This window comes from Micromonospora sp. WMMD714, from assembly GCF_029581315.1.
Lineage (GTDB): Bacteria > Actinomycetota > Actinomycetes > Mycobacteriales > Micromonosporaceae > Micromonospora > Micromonospora rifamycinica.
The window spans coordinates 1,888,545-1,912,956 of the sequence record NZ_CP120744.1; the positions used below are offsets into that span (position 1 = coordinate 1,888,545).

General features: G+C 73.7%; 26 protein-coding genes, 3 tRNA genes and 1 pseudogene. 12 read left to right on the forward strand and 18 right to left on the reverse strand.

Going from position 1 to position 24,412, the window contains the following annotated elements; translation table 11 throughout:
• Positions 1–171 precede the first annotated feature (171 nt).
• The gene (locus tag O7625_RS08460; protein WP_007073996.1) at positions 172–381 is read left to right on the forward strand and encodes a BldC family transcriptional regulator; all 210 of its coding nucleotides are present in this window, start codon (positions 172–174) and stop codon (positions 379–381) included.
• Between the two features lie 171 nt (positions 382–552).
• Here O7625_RS08460 and O7625_RS08465 read toward each other — a convergent pair whose 3' ends face one another.
• Entirely contained in the window at positions 553–933 is a 381-nt protein-coding gene (locus O7625_RS08465; protein ID WP_282345316.1) for a PPOX class F420-dependent oxidoreductase, read from the reverse strand.
• A gap of 43 nt (positions 934–976) precedes the next feature.
• Between O7625_RS08465 and O7625_RS08470 the strand changes: the two genes are divergently transcribed.
• Entirely contained in the window at positions 977–1,756 is a 780-nt protein-coding gene (locus tag O7625_RS08470; RefSeq protein WP_282345317.1) for a methyltransferase domain-containing protein, read from the forward strand.
• Positions 1,757–1,789: 33 nt separating this feature from the next.
• Here O7625_RS08470 and O7625_RS08475 read toward each other — a convergent pair whose 3' ends face one another.
• Positions 1,790–2,095, reverse strand: coding sequence for a hypothetical protein (locus tag O7625_RS08475; RefSeq protein WP_067303336.1), 306 nt, complete (start codon positions 2,093–2,095; stop codon positions 1,790–1,792).
• A gap of 166 nt (positions 2,096–2,261) precedes the next feature.
• Here O7625_RS08475 and O7625_RS08480 point away from each other — a divergent pair, with 166 nt between their 5' ends.
• Together O7625_RS08480 and O7625_RS08485 are read left to right on the forward strand one after the other, a co-directional pair.
• Positions 2,262–3,119, forward strand: a complete 858-nt coding sequence (locus O7625_RS08480; protein WP_282345318.1) for a 3-hydroxyacyl-CoA dehydrogenase family protein — start codon at positions 2,262–2,264, stop codon at positions 3,117–3,119.
• A complete protein-coding gene (locus O7625_RS08485) occupies positions 3,116–3,859 on the forward strand; it encodes an enoyl-CoA hydratase/isomerase family protein (RefSeq protein WP_282345319.1) in 744 nt (247 codons plus the stop codon). Before O7625_RS08480 ends, O7625_RS08485 begins: the two co-directional genes overlap by 4 nt.
• Before the next feature lie 53 nt (positions 3,860–3,912).
• Here O7625_RS08485 and O7625_RS08490 read toward each other — a convergent pair whose 3' ends face one another.
• Positions 3,913–5,265 carry an ABC transporter substrate-binding protein gene (locus tag O7625_RS08490; protein WP_067303343.1) on the reverse strand — a complete coding sequence of 451 codons (1,353 nt, stop codon included), beginning with the start codon at positions 5,263–5,265 and terminating at the stop codon, positions 3,913–3,915.
• A gap of 183 nt (positions 5,266–5,448) precedes the next feature.
• Here O7625_RS08490 and O7625_RS08495 point away from each other — a divergent pair, with 183 nt between their 5' ends.
• Positions 5,449–5,838 carry a hypothetical protein gene (locus O7625_RS08495; RefSeq protein WP_089004330.1) on the forward strand — a complete coding sequence of 130 codons (390 nt, stop codon included), beginning with the start codon at positions 5,449–5,451 and terminating at the stop codon, positions 5,836–5,838.
• A gap of 78 nt (positions 5,839–5,916) precedes the next feature.
• Here the strand turns inward: O7625_RS08495 and O7625_RS08500 are convergent, their stop codons facing one another.
• Positions 5,917–6,330, reverse strand: a complete 414-nt coding sequence (locus O7625_RS08500; protein WP_282345320.1) for a hypothetical protein — start codon at positions 6,328–6,330, stop codon at positions 5,917–5,919.
• A 125-nt stretch (positions 6,331–6,455) separates the two neighbouring features.
• Between O7625_RS08500 and O7625_RS08505 the strand changes: the two genes are divergently transcribed.
• Entirely contained in the window at positions 6,456–7,184 is a 729-nt protein-coding gene (locus tag O7625_RS08505; protein ID WP_282345321.1) for a DUF2786 domain-containing protein, read from the forward strand.
• Positions 7,185–7,298: 114 nt separating this feature from the next.
• Here O7625_RS08505 and O7625_RS08510 read toward each other — a convergent pair whose 3' ends face one another.
• From O7625_RS08510 to O7625_RS08550, 9 genes and pseudogenes are all read right to left on the reverse strand, one after another.
• Positions 7,299–7,823: an SRPBCC family protein gene (locus tag O7625_RS08510; RefSeq protein WP_067303349.1), complete on the reverse strand. Its 525-nt coding sequence runs from the start codon at positions 7,821–7,823 to the stop codon at positions 7,299–7,301.
• A 250-nt stretch (positions 7,824–8,073) separates the two neighbouring features.
• A tRNA-Phe gene (locus tag O7625_RS08515) sits at positions 8,074–8,147 on the reverse strand.
• Between the two features lie 101 nt (positions 8,148–8,248).
• Positions 8,249–8,325: transfer RNA gene (locus O7625_RS08520), tRNA-Asp, on the reverse strand.
• 32 nt (positions 8,326–8,357) lie between these two features.
• A tRNA-Glu gene (locus tag O7625_RS08525) sits at positions 8,358–8,430 on the reverse strand.
• Positions 8,431–8,573: 143 nt separating this feature from the next.
• The gene (locus O7625_RS08530; protein WP_282345322.1) at positions 8,574–9,362 is read right to left on the reverse strand and encodes a polysaccharide deacetylase family protein; all 789 of its coding nucleotides are present in this window, start codon (positions 9,360–9,362) and stop codon (positions 8,574–8,576) included.
• Between the two features lie 63 nt (positions 9,363–9,425).
• Positions 9,426–10,370: a MerR family transcriptional regulator gene (locus O7625_RS08535; RefSeq protein ID WP_282345323.1), complete on the reverse strand. Its 945-nt coding sequence runs from the start codon at positions 10,368–10,370 to the stop codon at positions 9,426–9,428.
• Positions 10,371–10,542: 172 nt separating this feature from the next.
• Positions 10,543–11,073: pseudogene (gene idi, locus O7625_RS08540) on the reverse strand (isopentenyl-diphosphate Delta-isomerase); the annotation flags it as partial.
• 4 nt (positions 11,074–11,077) lie between these two features.
• Positions 11,078–12,559 (reverse strand): phytoene desaturase family protein, encoded by a 1,482-nt coding sequence (crtI, locus tag O7625_RS08545; protein ID WP_282345324.1) that lies wholly within the window; start codon positions 12,557–12,559, stop codon positions 11,078–11,080.
• 28 nt (positions 12,560–12,587) lie between these two features.
• A complete protein-coding gene (locus tag O7625_RS08550) occupies positions 12,588–13,742 on the reverse strand; it encodes a polyprenyl synthetase family protein (RefSeq protein WP_282345325.1) in 1,155 nt (384 codons plus the stop codon).
• A 65-nt stretch (positions 13,743–13,807) separates the two neighbouring features.
• Here O7625_RS08550 and O7625_RS08555 point away from each other — a divergent pair, with 65 nt between their 5' ends.
• Together O7625_RS08555 and O7625_RS08560 are read left to right on the forward strand one after the other, a co-directional pair.
• Positions 13,808–14,719 (forward strand): phytoene/squalene synthase family protein, encoded by a 912-nt coding sequence (locus O7625_RS08555; protein ID WP_282345326.1) that lies wholly within the window; start codon positions 13,808–13,810, stop codon positions 14,717–14,719.
• Positions 14,716–16,038, forward strand: a complete 1,323-nt coding sequence (locus O7625_RS08560) for a deoxyribodipyrimidine photo-lyase (RefSeq protein ID WP_282345327.1) — start codon at positions 14,716–14,718, stop codon at positions 16,036–16,038. Before O7625_RS08555 ends, O7625_RS08560 begins: the two co-directional genes overlap by 4 nt.
• 70 nt (positions 16,039–16,108) lie before the next feature.
• Here O7625_RS08560 and O7625_RS08565 read toward each other — a convergent pair whose 3' ends face one another.
• Entirely contained in the window at positions 16,109–16,948 is an 840-nt protein-coding gene (locus tag O7625_RS08565; protein ID WP_282345328.1) for a hypothetical protein, read from the reverse strand.
• A gap of 301 nt (positions 16,949–17,249) precedes the next feature.
• Here O7625_RS08565 and O7625_RS08570 point away from each other — a divergent pair, with 301 nt between their 5' ends.
• On the forward strand, positions 17,250–18,734 hold the full coding sequence (locus O7625_RS08570) for an FAD-dependent oxidoreductase (protein ID WP_282345329.1): 1,485 nt from the start codon (positions 17,250–17,252) through the stop codon (positions 18,732–18,734).
• Positions 18,735–18,839: 105 nt separating this feature from the next.
• On the opposite strand, the gene O7625_RS08575 is transcribed toward O7625_RS08570, so the two are convergent.
• From O7625_RS08575 to O7625_RS08585, 3 genes are all read right to left on the reverse strand, one after another.
• The gene (locus tag O7625_RS08575) at positions 18,840–19,595 is read right to left on the reverse strand and encodes a crotonase/enoyl-CoA hydratase family protein (RefSeq protein WP_282345330.1); all 756 of its coding nucleotides are present in this window, start codon (positions 19,593–19,595) and stop codon (positions 18,840–18,842) included.
• A gap of 337 nt (positions 19,596–19,932) precedes the next feature.
• Positions 19,933–20,124 carry a DUF397 domain-containing protein gene (locus O7625_RS08580; RefSeq protein ID WP_067303381.1) on the reverse strand — a complete coding sequence of 64 codons (192 nt, stop codon included), beginning with the start codon at positions 20,122–20,124 and terminating at the stop codon, positions 19,933–19,935.
• A complete protein-coding gene (locus O7625_RS08585) occupies positions 20,115–20,882 on the reverse strand; it encodes a helix-turn-helix transcriptional regulator (RefSeq protein ID WP_282345331.1) in 768 nt (255 codons plus the stop codon). Before O7625_RS08585 ends, O7625_RS08580 begins: the two co-directional genes overlap by 10 nt.
• Before the next feature lie 425 nt (positions 20,883–21,307).
• Here O7625_RS08585 and O7625_RS08590 point away from each other — a divergent pair, with 425 nt between their 5' ends.
• The 3 genes from O7625_RS08590 to O7625_RS08600 are packed head-to-tail and all read left to right on the forward strand — an operon-like array spanning position 21,308 to position 22,634.
• Positions 21,308–21,544, forward strand: coding sequence for a flavin reductase (locus tag O7625_RS08590; protein WP_282345332.1), 237 nt, complete (start codon positions 21,308–21,310; stop codon positions 21,542–21,544).
• A gap of 15 nt (positions 21,545–21,559) precedes the next feature.
• Positions 21,560–21,730 carry a hypothetical protein gene (locus O7625_RS08595; protein WP_282345333.1) on the forward strand — a complete coding sequence of 57 codons (171 nt, stop codon included), beginning with the start codon at positions 21,560–21,562 and terminating at the stop codon, positions 21,728–21,730.
• Positions 21,731–21,782: 52 nt separating this feature from the next.
• A complete protein-coding gene (locus O7625_RS08600) occupies positions 21,783–22,634 on the forward strand; it encodes a Rieske 2Fe-2S domain-containing protein (RefSeq protein ID WP_282345334.1) in 852 nt (283 codons plus the stop codon).
• 456 nt (positions 22,635–23,090) lie between these two features.
• On the opposite strand, the gene O7625_RS08605 is transcribed toward O7625_RS08600, so the two are convergent.
• Positions 23,091–24,392: a LysM peptidoglycan-binding domain-containing protein gene (locus tag O7625_RS08605; RefSeq protein ID WP_282345335.1), complete on the reverse strand. Its 1,302-nt coding sequence runs from the start codon at positions 24,390–24,392 to the stop codon at positions 23,091–23,093.
• Between the last annotated feature and the right edge of the window lie 20 nt (positions 24,393–24,412).

The following is a 24,412-nucleotide window of genomic DNA, read 5'->3' on the forward strand; positions in this document are numbered from 1 at the left end:
TAAGGTACTTTCTGACGTGTAAAAGTCAGATAAATCGGGCATGGTTCATCCGTCCGTCTAGGGACCTTCGGCCGTTCGGCCCATGTCGGACATCGGGGACTAGCCGGACCATGGGAGACGCGTCGGCCGGCGGGACCCCGGCCGATGTCTATCCATGTGGAGGAGTGACCGATGGCATCGCGAACGCACGAACCAGAGCCGCTACTCACGCCGGCCGAGGTGGCGTCGATGTTCCGTGTCGACCCGAAGACGGTGACCCGATGGGCCAAGGCGGGGAAGCTCAGCGCGATCCGAACCCTCGGCGGACACCGTCGGTATCGTGAGTCGGAGGTGCGGGCGTTGCTACAGGGCCAGATCCCCCAGCAACGCCAGGGGGACTGACCCGGTCAGAGCGTTCCAGACTCAGGGGCGGGCGGACGTCGCGGCAAGCGGCGATCCACCGCCCCTGAGTCATGTCCACGGCCGGGCCGCCCCGGCCGCCCCGGCCCACCGCGCCCCCCGGCCCACCGACCGGCCGTCGCGGTCACCGGCTCAGCAGGGCCGGGCTGCCGGTCACCGATCCAGGGTGATCCGGATGCCGACGGTGCCCGCCTCGCCCCGGCGCAGCCGGCTGCCGAGCAGGGTCAGCCGGCCCAGCAACCGGTACTTGCGCCGCAGTAGCTGGCGCACCCGGTCGCTCTCCGCCGGCCCGCAGAGCACCGCGTGACCCGGCACCGCCGCCCCCAGCGGACGACCCCGCACGTCGCACGGGGCCACCGTCACCGTGCCGTCCCGCCGGATCCGCTTGACCTTCCCCGAGTCGGTGACCGTCCAGACCGCCAGGGCGTCGCCGTCGCGCACCGCCCAGACCGGGGTGGACACCGCGCGGCCGTCCTTGCGGAACGTCGTCAGCAGGACGTACTTCTCCGCCGTCAGGCGGTCCAGGTCGGTCACGCCGCCCAGGATACGGCGACCGGCCCCCGATAACGTGCACGTCGTGACCGGAGAACCTCGGCTGGGCGACGTGTTCGGAGAACTGCTGCGCGACGCGTACGCGGTGCACACCGGGGTCGGCCCCCGGCCACTGGTCGGCGGGCGGCTGCCCCGACCGGTCATCGAGATCATCGAGCGGGACGACGGGCTGGTCAACGGGGCACCCGCCGCGCACTACCTGGACGGGCCGGAGCACTGGCAGCCGTACGACCACCGGGCCGTGGAGCGTACCCGCGGGGCCACCCTGGACGTCGGCGTCGGCGGCGGGCGGATCGCGCTGGTGCTCCAGGAACGCGGCGTACCGGTCACCGGGCTGGACACCTCACCGGGGGCGCTGCGGGTCAGTCGGCACCGGGGGGTCCGCGACCTCGTCCTCGGCACCGTCGACGAGCACGTCGCCGACGGCCGGCGCTACGACACGTTCCTGCTGCTCGGCAACAACCTGGGGCTGATCGAGGGGCGGGAGCGGGCCCCGGCGTTCCTCGCCGCGCTCGCCGCCCTGGCCCGCCCCGGCGCGCAGGTCATCGCGCACGGCACCGACCCGTACGGCACCACGGATCCGGTGCACACCGGCTACCACGAGCGGAACCGGCAACGGGGTCGGCTCGGCGGGCAGCTGCGGCTGCGGCTGCGCTACCGCGAACTGGGCACCGAGTGGTTCGACTACCTGGTCTGTTCCGCCGAGGAGCTGGCCGGACTGGTCCATGGCACCCCGTGGCGGCTGACCGACGTGGACGACCGCGACGCCCCGTACTATCTGGCCACCCTGCGGCTGGCGGGGTGAGGCGGGGGCCGGCGGCCGGCCCCCGCGCCCGCGTCAGACCTGGACGGTCGGGGGGAGCTGCTCCGGGGGCAGGCCGCCGTCGCCGTCGACCACCTCGTCCGGGGTGCCGTCCTCGTCGATGTCGACCATGGTGATGTCGACCTTGCCGTCGCCGTCGGTGTCGAACTGGAACAGGTCCGCCCGGCCGTCACCGTCGGTGTCCACCACCCACACGTCGGTCTTGCCGTCGTTGTTGGTGTCGGCGCGGAGCAGGTCGACGCGCTCGTTGCCGCGCGTCTCCACGACCGCCGTGCCGTCGGTGGTGCCGCTGCCGTCCACGGTCTCCGGTGCCTGGCTCATGTCGACTGGTTCCTTCCCTTGACGTTGGGGCCGTCTGTACCCGGTGTGGCGGTGCCCCACGCATGCCGCCGGGAACGGTGCTGCATAGGGTCGCACCCATGGGTCAGCGAAGCGAGCGGCAGGGCGTGCCGGAGACCCCGCACGTCGCCGGGCGCGGTGAGGGAGCGTGATGAGTCGTCTTGTCGTCGTCGGAGCCGGCACGATGGGGCTCGGCATCGCCTACGTGGCGGCCGGCGCGGGCTATGCCGTCGAGCTGGTGGAGGTGGACCGGGGCCGGGCCGAGGCCGCCGCCGTCCGCCTCGACGAGCTGTGTGAACGGGCGGTGCAGCGTGGGAAGCTCGCTGCCGACGAGGCCGCCGCGCAGCGGTCGCGGATCACCCTGCGGGGCGCGCTCGCCGAGGTCGCCCCGGCGCCGGAGGTGATCGTCGAGGCGGTGCCCGAGCGGCCGGAGCTGAAGCGGTCGGTGCTGGCCGAGGCGGAACGGCTGGGTCCGGCGCTGCTGGGCAGCAACACCTCCAGCATCCCCATCGGCGAGCTGGCGCAGGGGCTGAGCCGCCCGGAGTCCTTCCTCGGGCTGCACTTCTTCAACCCGGTCTGGGCGATGGCCCTGCTGGAGGTGGTGGTCGGCGCGGCCACCGCGCCGGAGACCACCGCCGCGGCCGTCGCGCTCGCCGGCACCCTGGGCAAGGACCCCGTCGTGGTACGCGACCTGCCCGGCTTCGCCACCTCCCGGCTCGGGGTGACCCTCGGGCTGGAGGCGATCCGGATGGTGGCCGACGGGGTGGCCACCCCGGCCGACGTGGACAAGGCGATGGTGCTCGGCTACCGGCACCCGGTCGGCCCGTTGGAGCTGACCGACCTGGTGGGGCTGGACGTGCGGCTGGACATCGCGCGTACCCTCCAGGCCGCCTACGGCGACCGGTTCGCGCCGCCGCCGCTGCTGGTCGAGATGGTCGCCGCCGGGAAGCTCGGCAAGAAGTCCGGGCAGGGCTTCTACTCGTGGCAGGACGGTCGGCGGCGATGAGCGGGTTGCGGGTGGAGGAGCTGCCCGACCGGGTGGTGGTCACGCTGGACCGGCCGGAGAAGCGCAACGCCATCGACGCCGACCTGATCGGTGCGCTGCACGACGTCTGTGCCGCCCTGGAGGCGCGTCCCCGGCTGCTGCTGCTCACCGGTGGCGCGGACGGTCTCTTCGCGGGCGGCGCGGACATCGGCCAGCTCCGTGAGCGGGGGCGGCTGGACGCCCTAGCCGCGATCAACTCGGCGGCCTTCGCCCGGCTCCGGGCGCTGCCCATGCCGAGCGTGGCCGCCGTGGACGGTCCCGCGTTGGGCGGTGGCGCGGAGCTGGCGTACGCCTGCGACCTGCGGGTCTGCACGGCCCGGGCGGTCTTCGGCCAGCCCGAGGTGCGGTTGGGCATCCTGGCCGGCGCGGGGGCGACCCACCGGCTGCCGGCCCTGGTCGGCGAGGGCCGGGCCAAGGAACTCCTCTTCACCGGCCGTCGGGTCGACGCCGACGAGGCGCTGCGGATCGGCCTGGTCAACCGGGTGGTGGCCGAGCCGGCGGAGCTGCTGCCCACCGCGCACGGGCTGCTCGACGAGATGGCCGAGGGTTCCGCACTGGCGTTGCGGCTGACCAAGCTCGCGGTGGACGCCCCGCCCGCCGCCCACCCGCAGCTCGACCTGGTCAGCCAGGCGGTGCTCTTCGAGGACGAGGAGAAGCACCGCCGGATGACCGAGTTCCTGGAGCGTCGTCGACCCCGGTGAACGTGGGCGGGGGGCGGCACCTCACCCCGGTGCCGCCCCCCGCCGACGTCGGGTCAGTGCCGGATGGGCACGCCCGCGTCGGCCAGCGCCTTGATCAGCCCGGCGGACTCGCCGAAGCCGATGACCAGCACGGCCTCCGGCTTGTAGTTCTTGATCTCGCCGGCCAGGCTGCCGAAGTCGACCGGCGGAGCCTTGGCGTCGGCCGGCGGGTCGTAGGTGAACAGCTTGACCCGGTCGTTGCCGAAGCCGGCCCGTTCCAGCTCGGCCCGGACGGTCTCCTGGAGGCCCTCGCCGTAGGAGTCCTTACGGGCCACCACCACGATCTTGTGCGGGCCGTCGCGGAGGATCACGTCGGCCAGCGCCCGACCCTGGAGGCTGTCCGGTGGGGCGGTGCGGAAGTACAGGCCCTTGTCGTCGGCCTGGCTCAACCCCGCGTCGGTGTTGGACGGCGAGAACAGGATCTTGCCGGCCGCCACCACGTCGGGCAGCACGGCGGCGGAGATCCCGGAGGCGGCGGCCCCGATGATGACGTCGACCTTGTTCCTGACGTGTGCGGCCACGGCGGCCTTGGCGACGGCCGGGTTGGTGCCGTCGTCACCGTCGAACCAGGTCACCGGGTCGCCGAGCACCCCACCCGCGGCGTTGATCTCCTTGATCGCCAGCGCCACGCCGGCCGCCAGGGGCGGGTAGGCCAGGGCCAGGTCGCCGGTCTTGGGCAGCAGACCGCCGAGGATCAGCGGCGAGCCGTCGCTGTCGTCGTTGCGGCCACCCCGCTGCTTCTTCGGCTTCGGGGCGGCCCTGGTGCTCACCCCGGACTCGTCGCCGGCACCGACGAACTCGGTCTTCGCGTCGTTGATCTTCTGGTTGTCGAAGTGCAGGGTGGCGTAGCTGGCGGTGGCCGGCTCCCCGATGTCGGTGAAGCCGGCGCGGTTAAGTGACGGGCCGCGGTACTCGATGTCCTGGCCGTCCCGGGCCAGGGTCAGGCAGCTCGCCGCGTCCGTGCAGCGCTGACCGTTGGTGGTGACCCCGACGATCTGCTTGGCGATGGCGGCCGGATCGGTGCTGCCGGCGAGCTGGGCGGCCAGCGCGCTGATCATGACGGCGTCGTACGATTCCGCCGCGTAGAGGTAGTCGGTCAACTTCGGGTCGACGGCGCGCAGCCGCTGCTTGAAGTCGTCGCTGAGGGGCGTCAGCGGGGTGGTGCCCTTCATGCCGTCGACGAGGTCGGCCCGGTCCTTCAGCTCGGCGGCGAAGGAGTTCTGCATGTTGCCGTCGGTGCCGTACAGGCGCACCTGCGGGGTGGCCGCCTCCTCGGGCTTGTCGGTCGTCCCGCACGCACTGACGGCGAGCAGGAACGACGCGCACGTCGCCAGGATGGCCGCGCGCGGGCCGCGTGTAACGAGCATGGTCGTCCTTCCTCCGGCGCAGGTCCGGTGGGCACCATAGCGTGCCGGCGACGACCGTGGGACCAGGGAGGCAGCCCTCGTCGTCGGCCCGACAGTCGCCCGTACGCTCCGTCACGCCGTCTCAGCAGGTGGTCACCATTTTCCGGGATCTCTCGCTTGACCTGCCCTCCTACTGTGCCCCAGGTGACCGACGTACCGGATCAGACGCTGGCCGACGCTACCGCCGTGCTCGACTCGGCGCTGGCCGGAGACGGAGCCGCGGTGGTCGGCACCTTCGACGCGGTGGTGGACCGGTCCGGCCTCGCCGGGGCGTACACGGTCGCCTGGACCCTGGCCGCCACCATGGTCGGCGACCCGCCGCCGCCCGGCGCGTGCGCGCTGGACTTCCCGGGCATCGACGAGGCGGGGTACGACACCAGGTGGGTGGCCCGCTTCGTCAGCGCGTACGCCAACGACGACGCCGACACCGGCGAGGCGCTGTTCGGGGCGGCGGTCGCCGACGGGCAGCTACCGGACTGCCTGCTCACCCTCGCCGGCTCGACCGTGGCCACCCTGCGCAGCCGGGCCGGCTGACACCGCGCCCCACCGGCACACCCGTGGCGGACGGCTCGGCGGCCGCTCAAAATGCCTGGCGGACGGCTCGGCGGTCGCTCAGAACGCGTGGTACGCCACCAGCGGCTCGTACTCGTAGCGCAGGTTGGAGAAGCGGACCTTGAAGTTCGCCCCGTCCTTCACGTTGGTGGCGACGGTGAGGTAGTCCGACTTGGCCGGCAGGTAGGTGAGGTAGTTGCACTTGTTGGTCTTGTCGATGAAGACCACGCACGCCTCGGTGCCGAACTCGCTGGTGTTCTTGACGTTGACGTCCTTGCACCGGGTGCTCGCCCGGTACGGGCCGGCGTCGCCGCCCCAGCCGCCGACCTGGAAGTAGGACCGGACCGCCCCGCCGTAACAGGTGGCGGCCGAGGCGGAGAGGTTGGTCTCCGGGGCTGCCTGCGCCGGGGTGCCGACGAAGAGCAGCGGCAGGGTGGCGGCGATTGCGGTCAGGCGGGTGGGCCGGAATGCCATGCGTGCCTCCAGGGAAGAGGGGTGGACCCTGAGTCGCGGACAGGGTGCGGTGAGTGGTGATGATAGCTGTCGATCTCTGATCCCGCTGTGCCAGGTCCGCGAGCGGTCTGTGGTACCTGTGGGTGATGTCCGAGGCGATGCTCAGCAAGGTGCGCAAGCTGTTGGCCCAGGCGGAGGACGCGGCCTGCACCCCCGCCGAGTCGGCGGCCTTCACCGCCAAGGCCACCGAGCTGATCGCCCGCTACGGCGTCGACCGTGCCCTGCTGGCCGCCCGTGACCCCACCACCGACCCGGTGGGCGACCGGGTGGTCGACGTCGTCGCCCCGTACGCCCGGGACAAGGCCGGGCTGCTCGCGGCGGTGGCCGACCCGCTGCGCTGCCGCTGTGTGCGCCGACCGGCCGGTCAGGGCTTCACGCTGCACCTGTTCGGCTTCGCCAGCGACCTGGAACGGGTGGACCTGCTCTTCACCTCGCTGCTGGTGCAGGCGGCGCACGGCCTGGCCGGCACCGTGGTCCCGCCCGGCGAGCACCCGGCGGCGTTCCGCCGTTCCTGGCTGGCCGGCTTCGCCCGGGTGGTCTCCGAGCGGCTCCGGATGGCCGAGGCGGGCGCGGCGGCGGACCGGGGCACCCCGTCGGTCGCGCTGGTGCTGGCCGACCGCTCGGACCGGGTGGCCCGCCGGGTCACCGAGGTCTATCCCCGGCTCCGCAGCGCGCCGGTCCGCCGACTCGCCGGCTCCGGCTTCGGCGCGGGCGCGATGGCCGGGCACCGGGCGAACCTCGGCGACCCGGACGCGGTGGGCGGCCCCACCCGCCGGCCGCACCTCGGCGGCCCCGACGCCGACCCGGCCCGGTGAGCGGCGGCCCGGCGCGGCGCGGCCCGGCCCGGTGAGCGAAGGCTCGGCCCACCCCGGTGAGCGGCGACCCGGCCCGGTGGGTAGCGGCCGGCCGGACGTCCGCCCGCGGGCGGGTCAGCGGGGGTCGGGGGCGGTACGGGTGAGCGTGGCGAGATAGCGGCCGAGCAGCTCGTGCCAGCCGGCGGTCAACGCGGCGCGGTAGCCCTCGGCGGCCTCCCCGTGCCGGTCGAAGTGCCGGTGCTCCAGCTCGATGCGGGTCTGCCCCGAATCGTCCGGCAGGAACAGCACCTCCACCTCGCTGGCGCGGGCCGGGTCGGGCACCGGGAGGCGGTCGGGGCCGAGCTGCCAGGTGAAGACGAGCCGGCGCGGGGGATCCCAGGTGAGCACCCGGCCCCAGTCGCCCCGGAAGCCGTACGGGCCGATCTCGTAGAGCATGCCGCCGGCCCGGGGCTCCATCCCCAGCTCGGCCAGGGCCGCCGGCCCGGACCAGGTGTACTCGCGTACCCACCAGTCGGCCAGCGAGCCGGTGAACACCGCGAAGGCCTGCTCCGCGGTGGCGGGGACGAGGAGAACGGAGCGCAGCGAGTACCGGTCGACGTCCTGGTGGACGTCCTCCGGATTCACGTTCTCCTGTCCCATAGGCCCGGACCATACCGGCTGACGAAGCGCTGTGCAGCCTCGTGTACCTGCTCCTCCCGGACGGTGGGCAGCACCCCGTAGCTGCGCCGAGGGCCGGGCGGGATATCGCTGGTCATCGAGGTGTGGGGGTGCTGTCGGGGGTGAGGCGACGCCCGCGCGACGGGTCGACGGTGCCCGGGGCCGGTACACAGCAAGATCCCCACCTGCGTTTCCGCTGGTGGGGACCTCTGTAGCCCGGCGAAAGGCTATGTGGCCAGGGGCGGGGTCGAACCGCCGACCTTCCGATTTTCAGTCGGACGCTCGTACCAACTGAGCTACCTGGCCTGGTGCTTCGGGACATGTTACCCGCAGGGCGGGGTCTCCGCCGGTGGGGTCGTTCGTCCCGATACGCAGAACGCCGCGCAATGTGCACGCGGCGTCGGCGCTGGCGGTCCTGACGGGACTTGAACCCGCGACCTCCGCCTTGACAGGGCGGCGAGCACTCCAACTGCTCCACAGGACCTTGCTGATCTTGCCTCCGGCTGGGCCGGATCGTGCCCCCAACGGGATTCGAACCCGTGCTACCGCCTTGAAAGGGCGGCGTCCTGGGCCGCTAGACGATGAGGGCGGCCCCGCCATCATTGCACACTCGCAACTTCAAGCGGACTTGCTCCCATCCGGCCCCGCCGGAGGCATGAGAAGCATATGTCATCGCCTGCCAGTCGGCCAAACCGGTGTGCCCGTCCGGGAGCTGTCGGGCAAAGTGGCAGCTCAGCGAGGTGGCGCGATGCCGAACCGGCGCTTCAGGTCGCCGATGACGTGCGGTACGGCACCGAGCGTACGGCTCCGGTCACCGCCTCCGTCGTGCATCAGCACCACCGCGCCGGGGCGGGCGGCGTGCTCGACCCGGCCGGTGATGACCCCCGCCGCGGGCTTGGCCCAGTCCTGGGGGTCGACGGTCCAGTGCAGCGACCGCATGCCGAGTTCCTTGGCGACCTGCACCACCTCCGGCGTCCACCGGCCGCCGGGCTGACGGTAGAACGGCACCTTCGCCCCCGGGACGGCCTTGGTGATGGCCTGGTTGGTGCGGACCAGGTCGGCCCGGATGTCGGCGACCGGCCGGCGGCCCAGGTCGATGTCGTGCCGCCAGCTGTGGTTGCAGAGCTGGTGCCCCTCCCGGACGATCCGGGCCACCAGCTCGGGGTGCTTGCGGACCTGGGTGCCGACCACGCAGAACGTCGCCTTCACCTTGGCCGCCCGGAGCTGGTTGAGCACCTTCGGGGTCCAGGTCGGGTCGGGGCCGTCGTCGAAGGTGAGCGCCACCGCGCGTACCCCGGTCGCCTTGCGCAGGCCGGCCGGGAGCACCTTCGGCTTCGGTCGCAGCCGGGGCTTCGGCTTGCTGGTGGGTGGCGGCGTCGGGGCGGGGGTCTGGGTCGGCTCCGGCGCGGGGGTGCTCGGCGCGGGCGCGGCGGCCGGCCGGACGTGCCGGGGCTGGTCTCCGCAGCCGGCGATCAGCAGGAGCAGACCCAGGACAACCGCCAGGACGGGGCGTGAACGCATCGTCACTCCGGGAGATGGGGGTACGCGGACGGCCCCGACGGTAGTTCACGAAAGCGAAATATGTCAGGCCCGGTCGCTCCCGGTCGACTGGTCCAACGAATCCCGGACGGCCAGCGCGAGCGAGACGGCCTCGGCCAGGTCGACCGGGCGGACCACTCCGGCGGGCAGCGTGTCGGCCCGCCACCCCGGCCCGGCGGCGAGCACCAGCAGCGGGCGGCGGGGCACCGCGAGCAGGGCGGAGAGCTGCCCCGGGTCGGCGGTGGGGCGGGTGTGCGACCAGACCACCACGGCCGCCGGCCCGGTCCGGTTGACCGCCTCGACCAGCGCCGCCACCGGTACCCGGGCGCCGAGCATCCGGTAGGCCACGCCGGCCTCGGCCAGCGCCGCGGCCAGCGCCTCCAGGGGCAGGGTGTGCTGCTCCTCGTCGGCGCAGGAGAGCAGGATGCGGGCCGGGCCGGTGGCCCGGCCCGACCGGGCGACGGCGGCGAACGCCTCGGAGACGCACCGGGACACCAGGTGTTCCACGTCGATCAGGCCGGCGGTGGCGACGTGCCGCTCACCGATGCCGGCCAGCACCGGCCGGAGCAGCCCGTCCCAGGTCGCGACGACCCCGTCGGTGGCCAGCGCGTGCGAGATGGTGTCCCCGATCGCCGCCGCGTCCAGCCGCATCGCGGCCCGGGCCAGCCCCCGGGCCACCGGCCCGGCCCGGCCGACCGGGATGGTCTGCCCACCGCCGTCCCGGGCGCTCCCGGCGCGCAGCCGCAACGCGGCACCGGGGGCGGGGCTCTGTTTCGCCCAGCGGGCCGCCTCCGCCGGGGTGATCCCCTCGGCGGTGAGCTTCCGCATGATCTCCAGCCGGGCCAGGTCGGCCGGGGTGTACCGCCGGTGGTGGCCGGGGACGTGCTGGCTGGGGCCGAGGCCGTAGCGCTGGTGCCAGGTGCGCAGCGTGGTGACCGCCACACCCAGCCGGCGTGCCACGGCCCCCGCGCTCAGCGGCTCATCGGCCACCCGACCGCTCCGACGCGTCGCCCACCCGGCGGCCGGACGGGGTGGTGGACCCGGCGGTGCCCCCGGCAGCGACGTCGGAGCCGGTGGCGGTGGCGGTGGCCACGGCGGTGGCGGCGTCGACGGAGGCGGTGGCGACCGGGGAGCCGGTGGCCGCAGCGGGGCCGGGCGGGGTCGGGCGGAGCAGCCGGCTCACCACCCCGCCGAGCCAGGGCGCGTACGTGCGCGGGTCGGCGTCGATCTCGGCCATCAACCGGGTCGGGTCGACCCAGCGCAGCTCGGCCACCTCGTCCTGGTCCGGCGCCAGGGTGAGGTCGGCCGGCACGTCGGCGCGCAGCACGTGGTCGTACTCGAACTCGACCCGACCGGTGGCCGGGTCCTCTGCGTAGTAGAGGTAGACCCCGACCTCGGTCAGCGACACCGGCCCGGCACCCAGCTCCTCGGCGAGCCGCCGGTTGGCCGCCTCGGGCAGCGGCTCGGCCGGCAGCGGGTGCCCGCAGCAGGAGTTGGCCCAGCGCAGCGGGAACCGGGTCTTGACCTCGGCCCGTCGTTGCAGGAGCACCCGGCCGTCCGGGTCGACCAGCAGCACCGAGAAGGCCCGGTGCAGCCGTCCGGGTGCCTGGTGGGCGGCGGAGACGGTGGCCTCGCCGAGGGCGCGACCGTTGTCGTCGACGAGTTCGACGAGGTGACTCTCCCGGGACTTCACGCGGTCACCGACCCGCGCCGGTGATGCGGTTGGCGGCGAGCTTGCCGGAGATCAGCACCATCGGCACGCCCACACCGGGCTGGGTGCCCGAGCCGGTGAAGACCACGTTGGGCAGGCTGCGGTGCAGGTTGGACGGGCGGAACGGCCCGGTCTGGAAGAGGCTGTGTGCGGCGGCGAAGGGCGTACCGGCGGCCATGCCCTGTTCCTCCCATTCGGCGGGGGTGATCGTACGCAACACCTCGATGCCGGCGCCGAAGCCGACGTACCCGCGCTCCTCCAGGGTGGCGACGAGCTGGTCGGCGTAGCGTCGGCTCAGGTCGCCCCGCCAGTCGAACGGGGCGCGGTCGAGGTTGGGCACCGGGGCCAGCACGTAGTAGGTGTGCCGTCCGGCCGGGGCGACCGACGGGTCGGTCCGGCTCGGGTTGGTGACCAGCAGCGACGGGTCGGTCATCAGCTCGCCGCGCCCGATCACCTCGTCGAAGGTGCCCTTCCACGACCGTCCGAAATGGATGTTGTGGTGAGCGATCTTCCCATACCCCTGCGTCGATCCGACGTGCAGGACCACGCAGGACGGGGAGTAGGTCAGCTTCCGCCGCCGGCCCTCGGGCAGCAGGTCGCGGTAGGCGACCGGCAGGTCCGGGTTGAGCACCACCACGTCGGCCGGGACCAGTTCGCCGTCGGTGGTGACCACGCCGGTGGCCCGGCCGTTGGCGGTCTGGACCCGGGCGACCGTGGTGTCGTAGCGGATCTGCACGCCGTGCTTCTCGGCCGCGCCGGCCATCCCCTTGGAGACCGCGTGGATGCCGCCGCGCGGGAAGTACACCCCGGCCACCGAGTCGAGGTACGCGATGACGCTGTAGATGGCCAGCGCGTCGTGCGGCGCGAGCCCGGCGTACATCGCCTGGAAGGAGAAGATCCGCTGGGTACGGGGGTCGGAGAAGAACTGGTTGATCTTGGTCTGGAGGCGGCGGAACGCCCCGTTGGCCAGCAACTTCAGCAGGTTGCCGGTGAGCAGGTCGGTCGGGGCGTCCAGGTTGCGGTCGATGAAGTCGGCCCGTTCCCAGTTCCACAGGTTGCGGGCGTAGTCGACGAACCGCAGGTAGCCGTCGGCCTCGCGGGGGCCGCAGACCCGGGAGATCTCGGCCGCCATCCGGGTGGTGTCGGTGATCACGTCCAGACTGGAGCCGTCCGGGTAGTAGGCCCGGTAGGCGGGGTCCAGCGGGGTCAGGTCGAGCCAGTCGTGCAGCTCCTCGCCGACCGCGCCGAGCGCCTCGGCGATCAGGTCGGGCATGGTGAGCACGGTGGGGCCGGTGTCGAACTCGTACCCGTCGACACTGAGCCGCCCGGCCCGGCCGCCCGGCACCGGTTCGCGTTCCAGCACGGTGACCTGCCGCCCGCTGCCGGCCAGGTGCAGCGCGCACGCCAGCCCACCCAGGCCCGCGCCCACGACCACCACCCGGTCCGTACGTCCCGTCACGGTCCGCACGCGACCACCTCCTTCGCAGAGTTGCCCATCATGCCCGCCGCGTGGTGGCGGCGGTGGCGAGACCGGTCAGCGCGGTGCGCGCGGTCTCGTCGATCGACGCGGTCTCCAGCGCGGCCAGCGCGTCGGTGACCCGGTCGGAGATCATGCTCTCCACCCGGGCGACCGCCCCGGTGTCGGCGACGAGGTCGGCCAGCCGGGCCAGCTCCCGCCCGCCGGTCGCGCTGCCGGCCCGCTCCAGCGCCCGCCGCTGGCCGCCGGTGGCGAGCTGGCGGGCGAGCATCAGCAGCGCGGTCGGCTTGCCGGTACGCAGGTCGTCGCCGGCCGGCTTGCCGGTGGTGGCCGGGTCGCCGTAGACGCCGAGCAGGTCGTCGCGGAGCTGGAACGCCTCACCGACCGCCAGCCCGTAGCGGGTGTAGGCGGCGATCAGCGGCGCGTCGGCGTCGATGCCGGCCAGGCTGGCACCGAAGAGCAGCGGACGCTGGACGGTGTAGCTGGCCGTCTTGTAGCGGGCCACCCGCAGCGCCCGGTCCACCGACCAGTTCGCCGCGTCGTTCTCGCCGAGCACGTCGAGATACTGCCCGGCGATCGTCTCGACGCGCATCTGGTCGTAGCAGCGCCGCACCTCGAGCAGCCGGGCCGGCGGCACGCCGGCGTGGGCGAGCAGCCGGTCGGCCCAGACCAGGCAGAGGTCGCCGATGAGCACCGCGACCGACTCGCCGAACCGGCCCGGGTCGCCGCGGTGGCCGGCGGTGACGTGCCGGGCGGCGGCGGCCCGGTGCGCGGTGGGCAGGCCGCGGCGGGTGTCGGAGGCGTCCATCACGTCGTCGTGCACCAGCGCGAAGGTGTGCAGCAGCTCCAGGGCGGCCAGCGCGGGGAGCACCGGGGGCAGCGGTTCCTCGCCGCCCACCACGCCGCGCCAGCCCCAGTAGGCGAAGGTGGGGCGGACCCGCTTGCCGCCGGCCAGCACGGCGTCGCGGGCCGTGGCGGCGAAACCGCCCATCGCTGCGTCGATCTCGGTCAGCGCTTCGACCTCGCGGGCGAGAAACGCCGCCAGCGTGTCGTCGACGCTGTGGACCAGGTCCCGGGCGAAAGCGGCCAGTACGCCGCGGACCGGATCGTCCGTCGCTTCCGGCTGTGCCGGCGCGACGCGGAGCGCATTACCCGCAACTGCGTCGTTGGCCATGTGGGGGAGCGTACCCTAGGGTTACGAGTTGCGTCGATTGCTGCGTCGAATCCGGAGGAGGTCCGGTGGACACCGATCTCACCGCTGCCTATGCCCGCTGCCAGGAGCTGCACAGACACCACGGGCGCACCTACTATCTCGCCACCCGGCTGCTCCCCGCATGGAAACGGCGGCACGTACACGCCCTCTACGGGTTCACCCGCTACGCCGACGAGATCGTCGACCGCACCGAGGACCTGCCGCCCGCCGAACGCGCCGCCCGCCTGGACTCCTGGGGTTCCCGTTTCGTCGCCGGCCTGCACGGCGAACCGGTCGACGACCCGCTGCTGCCGGCGGTGCTGCACACCATCGCCGTGTTCGACCTGGACCGGGCCGACTTCGCGTCGTTCCTGCGCAGCATGGCGATGGACCTGACGGTCATGTCCTACCCCACCTACGACGACCTGCTCGACTACATGGAGGGCTCGGCGGCGGTCATCGGCACCATGATGCTGCCCATCCTCGGCAGCTCCGACCCGGTCGCCGCCCGGGAACCGGCCCGCCAGCTCGGGTTCGCCTTCCAGCTCACCAACTTCATCCGGGACGTCGCCGAGGACCTCGACCGGGGCCGCACCTACCTGCCCGACGAGGACCTGGCCAAGTTCAACGTCACCGTCGAGGACCTGCGCGCCGCCCAGTACGCCGGCCGCAGCACCGACCGGATCCGCGACCTGATCGAGTACGAGGTGACCCGCGCCCAGGCCCACTACGCCGCCGCTGCGCCGGGCATCACCCTGCTCGCCCCCGCCTCCCAGGCGTGCATGCGGACCGCCTACGCCCTCTACGGCGGCATCCTCGACGAGGTGGCCGCCCAGGACTTCGACGTGTTCGCCCGGCGGGCCGTGGTGCCCCAGCGGCGACGGCTGTCGGTGGCGGCGAGGGCGCTGCTGACCCGTACCGGCACCCCGGTCGTGGTGCCCGGCCCGGCGGTGTCGTGAGCGGCCGTACGGCGGTGGTGTTGTTCACCCGCGACCTGCGGGTGCACGACCACCCGGCGCTGGCGACGGCCTGCGCCGCCTTCGACCGGGTGGTGCCGCTGTACGTCCTCGACCCGGCGCTGGCCGACCGCTCACCCAACCGCACCCGGTTCCTGCACCAGAGCCTCGCCGAGCTGCGGGACACCCTGCGCGGGCTCGGCGGCGACCTGGTGATCCGCCGGGGCGACCCGGTGGCCGAGACGATCCGGGTGGCCCGTGAGGTCGACGCCGAGGGGATCGGCCTCTCCGCCGACGTCAGCCGCCACGCCCACCGGCGGGAAAGCCGGCTGCGCGCCGAGTGCGACCGGCACCGGCTGTTCCTGCGCCTCTTCCCCGGGGCCACCGTCGTCGAGCCGGGGGCGCTGCGGCCCGGCGGCGGCGACCACTACCGGGTGTTCACCCCGTACCACCGGGTCTGGTCGGTGGCGCAGTGGCGGGCGGAGCTGGCCGCGCCCCGGCGGGTCACCCTGCCCGACGGGGTCGCGGTCGGTCGGCTGCCGGCGCTGCCGAAGGGCGAGTCGCCGGCCGCCGCGGTGGGCGGCGAGTCCGTCGGGCAGCGCCGGCTCACGCAGTGGTTGCCCACCCTCCAGCGGTACGACGACATCCACGACGACCTGGCCGGCGACCAGACCTCCCGGCTCAGCCCGTACCTGCGGTTCGGCTGCCTGTCCCCGCTGGCGGTGGCGAACCGGGCCGGCGACCGGGGGCACCCGTTCGTCCGGCAGCTCTGCTGGCGGGACTTCTACTACCAGGTCACGGCCGCCTTCCCGGAGATCGCGGCGAAGGCGTACCGACGGGGGGCCACCGAGGCCTGGCGGTCCGACGCGGCGGCGCTGGACGCCTGGACCGAGGGCCGGACCGGGATGCCGATCGTGGACGCCGGCATGCGGCAACTGCACGCCGAGGGCTGGATGCACAACCGGGCCCGGCTGATCACCGCCGGCTACCTGACCAAGGTGCTCGGCCTCGACTGGCGGCCCGGCCTCGCGGTCTTCTCCCGCTGGCTGCTCGACGGCGACGTGCCCGACAACTCCGGCAACTGGCAGTGGGTGGCCGGCACCGGCAACGACAGCCGCCCCTACCGGGGGCTCAACCCGGTCCGCCAGGCCGAACGCTACGACCCCGACGGCGGGTACGTCCGGCGCTGGGTGCCCGAGCTGGCGACGGTGGCCGGCAAGGCCGTGCACCAGCCGTGGCGGCTGCCCGCCGAGGTCCGTCGCACGCTCGACTACCCGCCGCCGCTGGAGGTGCCCGGCGCCGACCCGGTCTGGCTGCGCTGACCCCGCTGCGCGGCCCGGCTCAGAGGCGCGACTGCCGGGCTCCGCCGCGCTGCACTCCTCGCGCTCACCGTCACCCGCGCCACACGGTGACCTTGATGAGCAGTCCGCCGTCCTCCAGCGTGTTCACCGCCTGCAACCAGCCGGGGTGACCCTCCGAGGTGGTGAAGCAGTACTGCTGGTTGCCGCCGCCGATGTAGTGGTGCGCGAAGCTCTGCTGCCCGGCCTCCCGGTAGTCGCGGCAACGCGCGTCGGCGTCCTGCTCCGGCCCCTTGTTGCTGTCGTCGTACATCGCGCTGTGCCGGGCGCTGGAGTAGAGGATGTAGCCCCAGTCCAGATAGACGTCGACGTCGGCGTCCTGGGTGTTCCGGCGTTCGGCCCGCCCCCGGTCCAGCTCCACCCCGGTCTTCTTGCCGAGTTGCACCACGTCGCTGAAGAGGACGGTGGCGGGCGCGGCCGGGCCGCTGGAGTCCGGGTCGGTGGCGGCCGGGCTGGTCGGGGCCGGAGCGGTGGGGGTCGGGCCGGTAGGGGGCGGTGCGCTGGTGGTCGGTGCCGGGGTGGCCGGGCCGGCTGCCGGAGCGGCCGTCGTCGGCCCGGTGGTCGCGGTGCGGTCGTCGGGGCGGGTGCCCGCCAGCAGGACGCCACCACCGCCGAGGAGCAGCAGCAGCCCGAGACTGACCGACGCCGCCAGCCAACGGCGCTGCCGCAGCCGGTACGCCAGCAGCCCGATCAGGGCGAGCGCGGCGGCCAGGACCCACAGCGGCCACCACGGATCGGCCCGTAACACCTGCACCAGACCGACGAGCCCGGCAGCGGCGGTGATCAGGTTGGCGACCAGGCTGGACCGGTCGGGGGACCGGGCGGGCTCGGGCGTTCCCGGGGAGCTACCGGCGGCAGGCGCGTCGTGTTCCACGAGGAAGGAAGCGTACGCATGGTGCGCGACCGATGACAGCGCCGACGCCTTCTATCACCGGTCATCTTTCCGTCACCACCGGCGGTGCCGGACGGGAGTGCGGCGCGACGGCGGGGGCGGGTGCGGAGCGGGGCGGTGCCCGGTGGTTTGGCGGGGCGGGTCGGGTGGTGCGGCGGGGCGGGGTGGCGCAGTGGCGGGGTCGCGTGGTGGTCGGGTGGCGTGGTGGTCGGTCGACTCACCGGCGCGGGAATTCCGGGGCGGAGCGGTGGTCGGGGGCGGGGCCGTGCGGAATGCTGGCGGGATGGCAGAGCCGGAACTGGTGGACGTGGTCGTGGTCGGGCTCGGCGTGGGTGGCGAGGAGGTGGCCGGGCGACTCGCCGAGGCCGGCCTCAGCGTCGTCGGCGTCGAACGGGACCTGGTCGGTGGGGAGTGCCCCTACTGGGGATGCATCCCCAGCAAGATGATGATCCGGGCGGCGAACGCGCTGGCCGAGGCGCGGCGGGTCGACGGGCTGGCCGGGTCGGCGCAGGTGCGGGCCGACTGGGCGCCGGTGGCGAAACGCATCCGGGAGGAGGCCACCGACACCTGGAACGACCGGGCCGCGGTGGACCGGTTCACCGGCAAGGGCGGGCGGTTCCTGCGCGGCAGCGGCCGACTCGACGGCCCCGGTCGGGTCCGGGTCGGTGACCAGGTGTTCCAGGCCCGGCGGGGGATCGTCCTCGGCACCGGCACCCGCCCGTCGATCCCGCCCATCGACGGGCTGGCCGGCACCCCGTACTGGACGAACCACCAGGCGATCGAGGTGGCGGAGCTGCCGGCGACCCTGCTGATCATCGGCGGCGGGGCGATCGGCCTGGAGCTGGCGCAGGTCTTCGCCCGCTTCGGGGTCGCGGTGACGGTGCTGGAGGCGTCCGGGCGGGTGCTCGCCCTCGAAGAGCCGGAGTCGTCCGAGGCAGCCGCCGCCGCGTTGCGCGCCGACGGGGTGGAGATCGCCACCGAGGTGAAGATCGAACGAGTCGGGCACGACGAGGACACCTTCACCGTGTACGCCGGTGACCGGTCGTTCAGCGCCGAGAAGCTGCTGGTGGTGACCGGCCGCCGGGCACACCTGGACGAGTTGGGGCTGGACACCGTCGGGGTGGACGCCACCCAGCGCTACCTGCCGGTGGACGACCGGATGCACGTCGCCGACGGGATCTGGGCGGTCGGCGACGTGACCGGCGAGGGCGCGTTCACCCACATCGCCATGTACCAGGCGTCGATCGTGGTCGCCGACGTGCTCGACCACGCCCGGCGGGCCGAAGGCGGCCCCGACGCCAGCGGCACGGCCAGCGTGGTGGGCGGCGCGATGGGCGCGGCCAGCGCCGTCGGAGGCGCGATGGGCGCGGCCGGCCCGAGCGGCGCGGCCGGCACCGTCCCCCGCGCCGACTACCGGGCGCTGCCCCGGGTCACCTTCACCGACCCGGAGGTGGGCGCGGTCGGGCTCACCGAACGGCAGGCCCGCGAGCGGGGCATCAACGTGCAGGTCGGCTTCACCGAGCTGTCGTCGTCCACCCGGGGCTGGATCCACAAGGGTGAGCCCGGCGGCTTCATCAAGGTGATCGCCGACGCCGACCAGGGGGTGCTGATCGGGGCGACCTCGGTCGGCCCGGCCGGGGGCGAGGTGCTGTCGGCCCTGGTCGTGGCGGTGCACGCGGCCGTCCCGGTCAGCCAGCTCCGGCACATGATCTATGCGTACCCGACGTTCCACCGGGCCATCCAGAGCGCCCTGAACGACCTGAGTTGAGCCCAACCACGACGGCCCGGCGCGTTCCCTCCCCCGCGCCGGCCCGCGTGGTCCCTCCGCCGCGCCGGCCGAGGCAGCTGGCCTGCCGCGCTGGCCGGGGTGGGTTCATTCGCCGTGTCGGCCTGCGCCGGCGGCGAACCGGGCCGCGCCGGCTGCGGCGTCCGCCGCCAACGAGTCGATCCCGTAGGCGAACTCGGTGGCGAGCGCCTCCGGCTCGGCGAGGCCGGCACCGGCCAGCACCGCCGCCCGGTCGTTACGCAGGCAGGTCTGCGGATGGCGGGCGATCTCCGCGGCCAGCCGTTCGGCGGCCGTCCGCGCCTCACCCGGCGCGACCACCCGGTTGACCAGCCCCATCGCGTACGCCTCCTCGGCGGGCACCGGACGGCCGGTGAGGATCAGGTCCATCGCCCGGCTCTCCCCGATGAGCCGGGGCAGCCGGACGGTGCCCCCGTCGATGAGCGGCACCCCCCACCGTCGGCAGAACACCCCCAGCACCGCGTCCGCCTCGGCGACCCGCAGGTCGCACCAGAGCGCCAGCTCCAGGCCGCCGGCCACCGCGTACCCGGAGATCGCCGCGATGACCGGTTTGGACAGTGACATCCGGGTCGGACCCATCGGGCCGTCGCCGTCGGGCTCGACCCGGTTGCCGCTGGGGGTGCCGATGGCCTTGAGGTCGGCACCCGCGCAGAACGTGCCGCCCGCGCCCCAGAGCACCGCGACCCGGGCGTCCGGGTCGGCCTCGAAGGCGCGGAACGCGTCGGCGAGCGCCCGTGCGGTCGGACCGTCGACGGCATTGCGCGACGCCGCCCGGTCGAGGATCACCGTGGTCACCGCCCCGTTGCGGGCAACATGCACAGCCATCCCCCCAGCATCCCCCACCCCGGCCCACCCGTGTGGGTGGCGCTGTCGACCAGCCGTCCTCCCGCGCCCCGGCCCACCCGGGTGGCCGCGCTGTCGACCAGCCGTCCCCCACCTCGGCCTGCCCGTGCGGGCCGCGCTGTCGGCGAGCCGTTCTCCCGCGCCCCGACCCACCCGCGCGGCCCGCGCTGTCGACAGCCGTCCCCCCGTCGTCCCGCCCGCGTGGGTGGCGCTGTTGCGGCCATGTTGCGGGGTCCGGGGGCCTTGATGCCGCTACCTGCGCGACGTTGAGCCGATCATGGGCGTCCGGACCCCGGCCGGGTGGGCGTGCGGGGCGGGATCAGGCGCGGTCGGTGATCCGGGCGAGGAAGATGTGCCAGGCGGTGGGGGTGAAGGTCAGGGTGGGGCCGTCGGGGTCCTTGGAGTCGCGGACGGCGACCACCCCCGGCAGGTTGCCGGCCACCTCGACGCAGTTTCCGCCGTTGCCGCTGCTGCGGGTGCTCTTGCGCCAGCGTGCGTCGTTCAGTTCCATGCCTGGGCCACCTTCGTGATCAGATCGACGGACTGCCAGTGGGAGAGCGCTTCGCCGCGCACGTTCTCCCACGCTGCCATCATGGCCGCGAGGTCATCGAGATCGCTAACCACCTGTCCCTGGAGTTGGTTGTCGAGGTAGCCGGCCATCCGGTGGTCGGGGTTGGTGGCGATCACGAAGGGGCCGTTCAGGCCGGCGTACTCGCCCACCGTGGCCGGCACGACGTGCACCCGGACGTGTGGCTGGTCGCAGGCCTCGGCGAGGGTGAGGAGCTGCTCGTGCATGGTCCGCCGGCCGCCGACCGGTCGGTGCAGGACCGTCTCGTCGAGGACGACGGTGAGCTGGGGCGGATCGTCGCGCTTCAGGACGGACTGGCGGGCGAGCCGGGCCGCCAGGTGCCGGTCGACCTCCCCCCGGGGCAGGGTGCCGGCACCGAGCAGGACGGCTCGGGCATACGACTCTGTCTGGAGAAGACCGGGTACTACTGCGGACTCGAATGAGCGCAACGACAGGGCGTCGCGTTCGATCTCCTGCCAGGGGCGGAACCACACCGGCTCACGACGTCTTGAAGTGTCCGGCCAAATGTCCACGATGTCCCGCCGGAGCGCTTCCGCTGCGGCGACCCGGTGCCGGGCATGCGGGATCCGCCCCTCACTCAGCCAGCGACCCACCGTCTTGGGATCGACACCGACGCGCTCGGCGAGGGATTCAGTGGTATAGCCGGTCTCGTTGAGGGCGGCGCGCAGCGCATCGTTCACGACTTCTCCATTGGACGTCTCGAATATCCGTCCACCATACGCCTACGCGGTGTATCTGTCTGACCACAGGGAGGCAGGATTTGCCGGAAGGCGGCGCGACCGGTGGAGGTGCGAGAGTCCGGCGGTCGACGTCCAGTCCGGGGCCGTCCCGTCGATGACCGGCGGGACGGCCCCGCTCCAGCGGAAAGGAGCTCCGCAGTGCCACACCGCCACCTGCACCGTGGACGTCGTCCCTGCCAGCGGCCGGGGTCGGGATGCCCGTCCGGTCGGCCCTCTCGTCGTGGAGGTCCCTGCCAGCGGCCCGGCCGTCCGTCCGGCCGGCCCTCTCGTCGTGGAGGTCCCTGCCAGCGGCCCGGCCGTCCGTCCGGTCGGCCCTTTCGTTGTGGGGCGTCGACGTGAGTCGGGTGGTCCGGCCACATCTGCCGATGCGTCCACTGTGGCGGTGCCGGGGCTGCGGCGCCGAGTGGCCGTGCCAACCGGCCCGGCTCGCCCTCCTCGTCGAGTACCGCGGGGACCGCACCGGCCTGCTCGTCTACCTGGCCACCCTGATGGTGGAGGCCGGTGCACACCTGTCCCAGCTCAACGCCGACGTCGCACCCGAGAAACTGGCGGGTCGCTTCCTTGGATGGGCGCGAGCGCGGGGGTCGGACGGCCGGGCGTGAACGCCGTGCGCCCCGATGACTCCGCCGATGTTCCCGGCCCCGCTGCTGCCGCTGCTGCTGCCGCTGCTCCCGGCGGTGGCAGCCGGGGTGGCCCCGCTCGATGCGCTGGTGTTGCTGGCCCTGCTGCCGGCACTTCCGGCAGCTCGCCGGCTTCCGAGGGTCGGCTGGTTCGGGCCGGGCGGGTAGATTCGTCCGGGCCGCCCGGTTTGCCGCTGGTTCAGCCGGGAAGTCGGAGAAGGTGCGAGCGTTGATGACGAAACTCGAACAGGCCACCGCACTGGACCGGGCCGGCGACCGGTTGCAGCGTGCCGTCCAGGCGACCCTGCGCCCGCAGCGGGTCCGTGACCTGCTGCACGGCGTGTTCCTCGGCCATCCGCTGCACCCGGCGATGGTGCAGGTGCCGGTGGGTGCCTGGATCAGCGCGGCAGTGGTCGACCTGCTCCCCGGTCAGCGTCGGGCGGCCACCACCCTGGTCGCCCTGGGCACCGTGAGCGCGGTGCCCGCCGCCGTGGCCGGGCTCAACGACTGGGCGGAACTCTCCCGGGACCAGCGTCGGGTGGGGCTGGTCCATGCCGCCGCCAACACCGTCGGCCTGGCCCTGTACGCCGGTTCCCTCGCCGCCCGGTTGACCGGCCGGCACGGTGTCGGCCGGGCCCTGGCCTACCTGGGGCTGGGCGCGGCCAGCGCCGGGGCGTACCTCGGTGGGCACCTGGCGTACAAGCAGGGCGCGCAGGTCAGCCAGAGCGTTTCCGAGCTGCACCGGATGAGCGACGGCTGGCAGCCGGTGGCCGAGTTGGCCGGGCTGCCCCAGCGCAAACTGGTGACCCGAGAGGTGGACGACGTCTCGGTGATCCTCTACCGGCACGGCGACGAGGTCACCGTGATGCTGGAACGCTGCCCGCACCAGAGTGGTCCCCTCGGTGAGGGCGAGGTCCAGGAGATCGACGGGCACGCCTGTGTGGTCTGCCCCTGGCACGGTTCGGCGTTCCGGCTCAACGGAGGCGAGGTCGTCCACGGCCCCTCCGCCACCGACCAGCAGGTCCTCCCGACCCGGATAGTCGACGGCACCCTCCAGACCCGCCTCCCCTGACCCCGCCCCACCTACCGATCCACCCGAGCTCCACCCGCGCTCCACCCACCCGATCAACTCATTCACCCGTTGCGCCCTTTTTCTACCCCGCCAACCCCGCCTCGCCCCGCCAACCCCGCCCCTCCTGCCCGGTCGATCAAGAGATTCTGGGCAACCATCCCGTTGATCAAGAGATTTGCGTCAAATCAGCACGTTGATCAAGAGGTTTAGGTCAAAATCGATCTTCAAGTTGACGTAAACCTCTTGATCAACGTGGCAAGGCCGGCGTAACCAGGCCAGCGGGGCGAGCAGGGCAGGCCAACGTGGCAAGGCCGGCGTAACCAGGCCAGCGGGGCGAGCAGGGCAGGCCAACGTGGCAAGGCCGGCGTGGCCAAGCCAGCGGGGCGAGGTCGGTGGGGCGGAGTCAGCGGGGTGGGGGCGAAGGGGTGGGGTGGGAGGGGACAGGAAAAGGGTGGGTCAGTCGCGGCGGTGGCGGCCGGTTACCAGGTCGCGGGCGGCGGAGGCGCGGCTGCCGATCGAGCGGCCCGGGGTGCGGTCGGTGGCCGTCCGGGCGGCGACGATCCGGGCGGCCGAGGTGCGGCCGGCGGCCACCCGGACAGGGCGGCGGCGCAGGCCGAGTACCGCGCCGATCTGTGCGCCGACGATGCTCGCCACCGCCAGTACCGCCGACACGGCCAGCGGCCGGTTGATCGTGTCCTCCGGGGTGGCCCGGGAGGCTCCGGCAGCCATCGCCGGGGGCACCCCGACGGGCCGTTCGGCCGGGGGTTGGGCGGTCTGCGGGGTGGCGGTCTGCGGAGTGGCCGGTCCGAGCTTCCTGGTCGGTTTCGGGGTGGCGGGCGTGACCGGACCGGTCGGCCTGCCCGGGGTGGTGTGCGTGCCGGGGGCATCCGGCTGCTGGGGGCCGGCCTGACTGCCAGGGCTGCCAGGGCTGCCGGGTGCGGTGGCCGGTGGGCGCGGGGACGGCTTGCGGGGCTTACCCGGGACCAGGTGGCCGCTGGCGTGCCGGCGGGCTCCGGTGTCGTCGGCCTCGGCGGGCAGCTTGATGAGCTGACCCGGGCGGATCCGGTCGGCGTCGTGCAGGTGGTTGAGCCGGGCGACCTCGGGATAGCGCTCGAAGTCGTCCAGGTAGCGTTCCGCCACCTCACCCAGGTAGTCGCCCCGGGCCACCCGGTACACCGGCTTCTCGGCACCGTGGGCGGGACCGGCCCCCGGGATGGGACCGAGACCGGAACCCGGTACGGCACCGAGGGCGGCACCACCGAGGCCGGCGCTGGGGGCGGTGCCCAGACCGGCACGGGAGGTGTCGAGCGTCGTCGCTACCCCGGTACCGGCGGCGGCCGGCAGCGGCTGGGTGAGCGTGGCGGCCGCGCTCGCTGCCGGGCTGGCCGCGATGATCAGTGCGATCGAGCCCAGCAGGGCCGCCGCCGCCCGTTGTTGCCGACCCATCCCGGGCAGCCGGGGCGTCTGTCGGCGGGTCACCTGGGCACCCAGCTCCACCAGCACCGAGAAGGCGAACGTCGCCCAGCCGAACCAGCCGACCAGCGCCAGCGCCCGGATGAAGAGCTGGCCGTCGTCCCGGCTGGTCAGCAGGGTGCCGATCTCGGTGAGGGTGGGCAGGTGGTCCGGCAGCGGGTTGCCGGCGAAGGCGAGCAGTGCGACCGGTGCGCCGGCCAGCAGCGCCACCAGGACCACCAGTGACCCGAAGCCGGTGAGCAACTGCCCGGTACGTCGGGCGGTGGAACCACGCGGTGTGGTCATGCTGCCCTCCTTCCTACGGT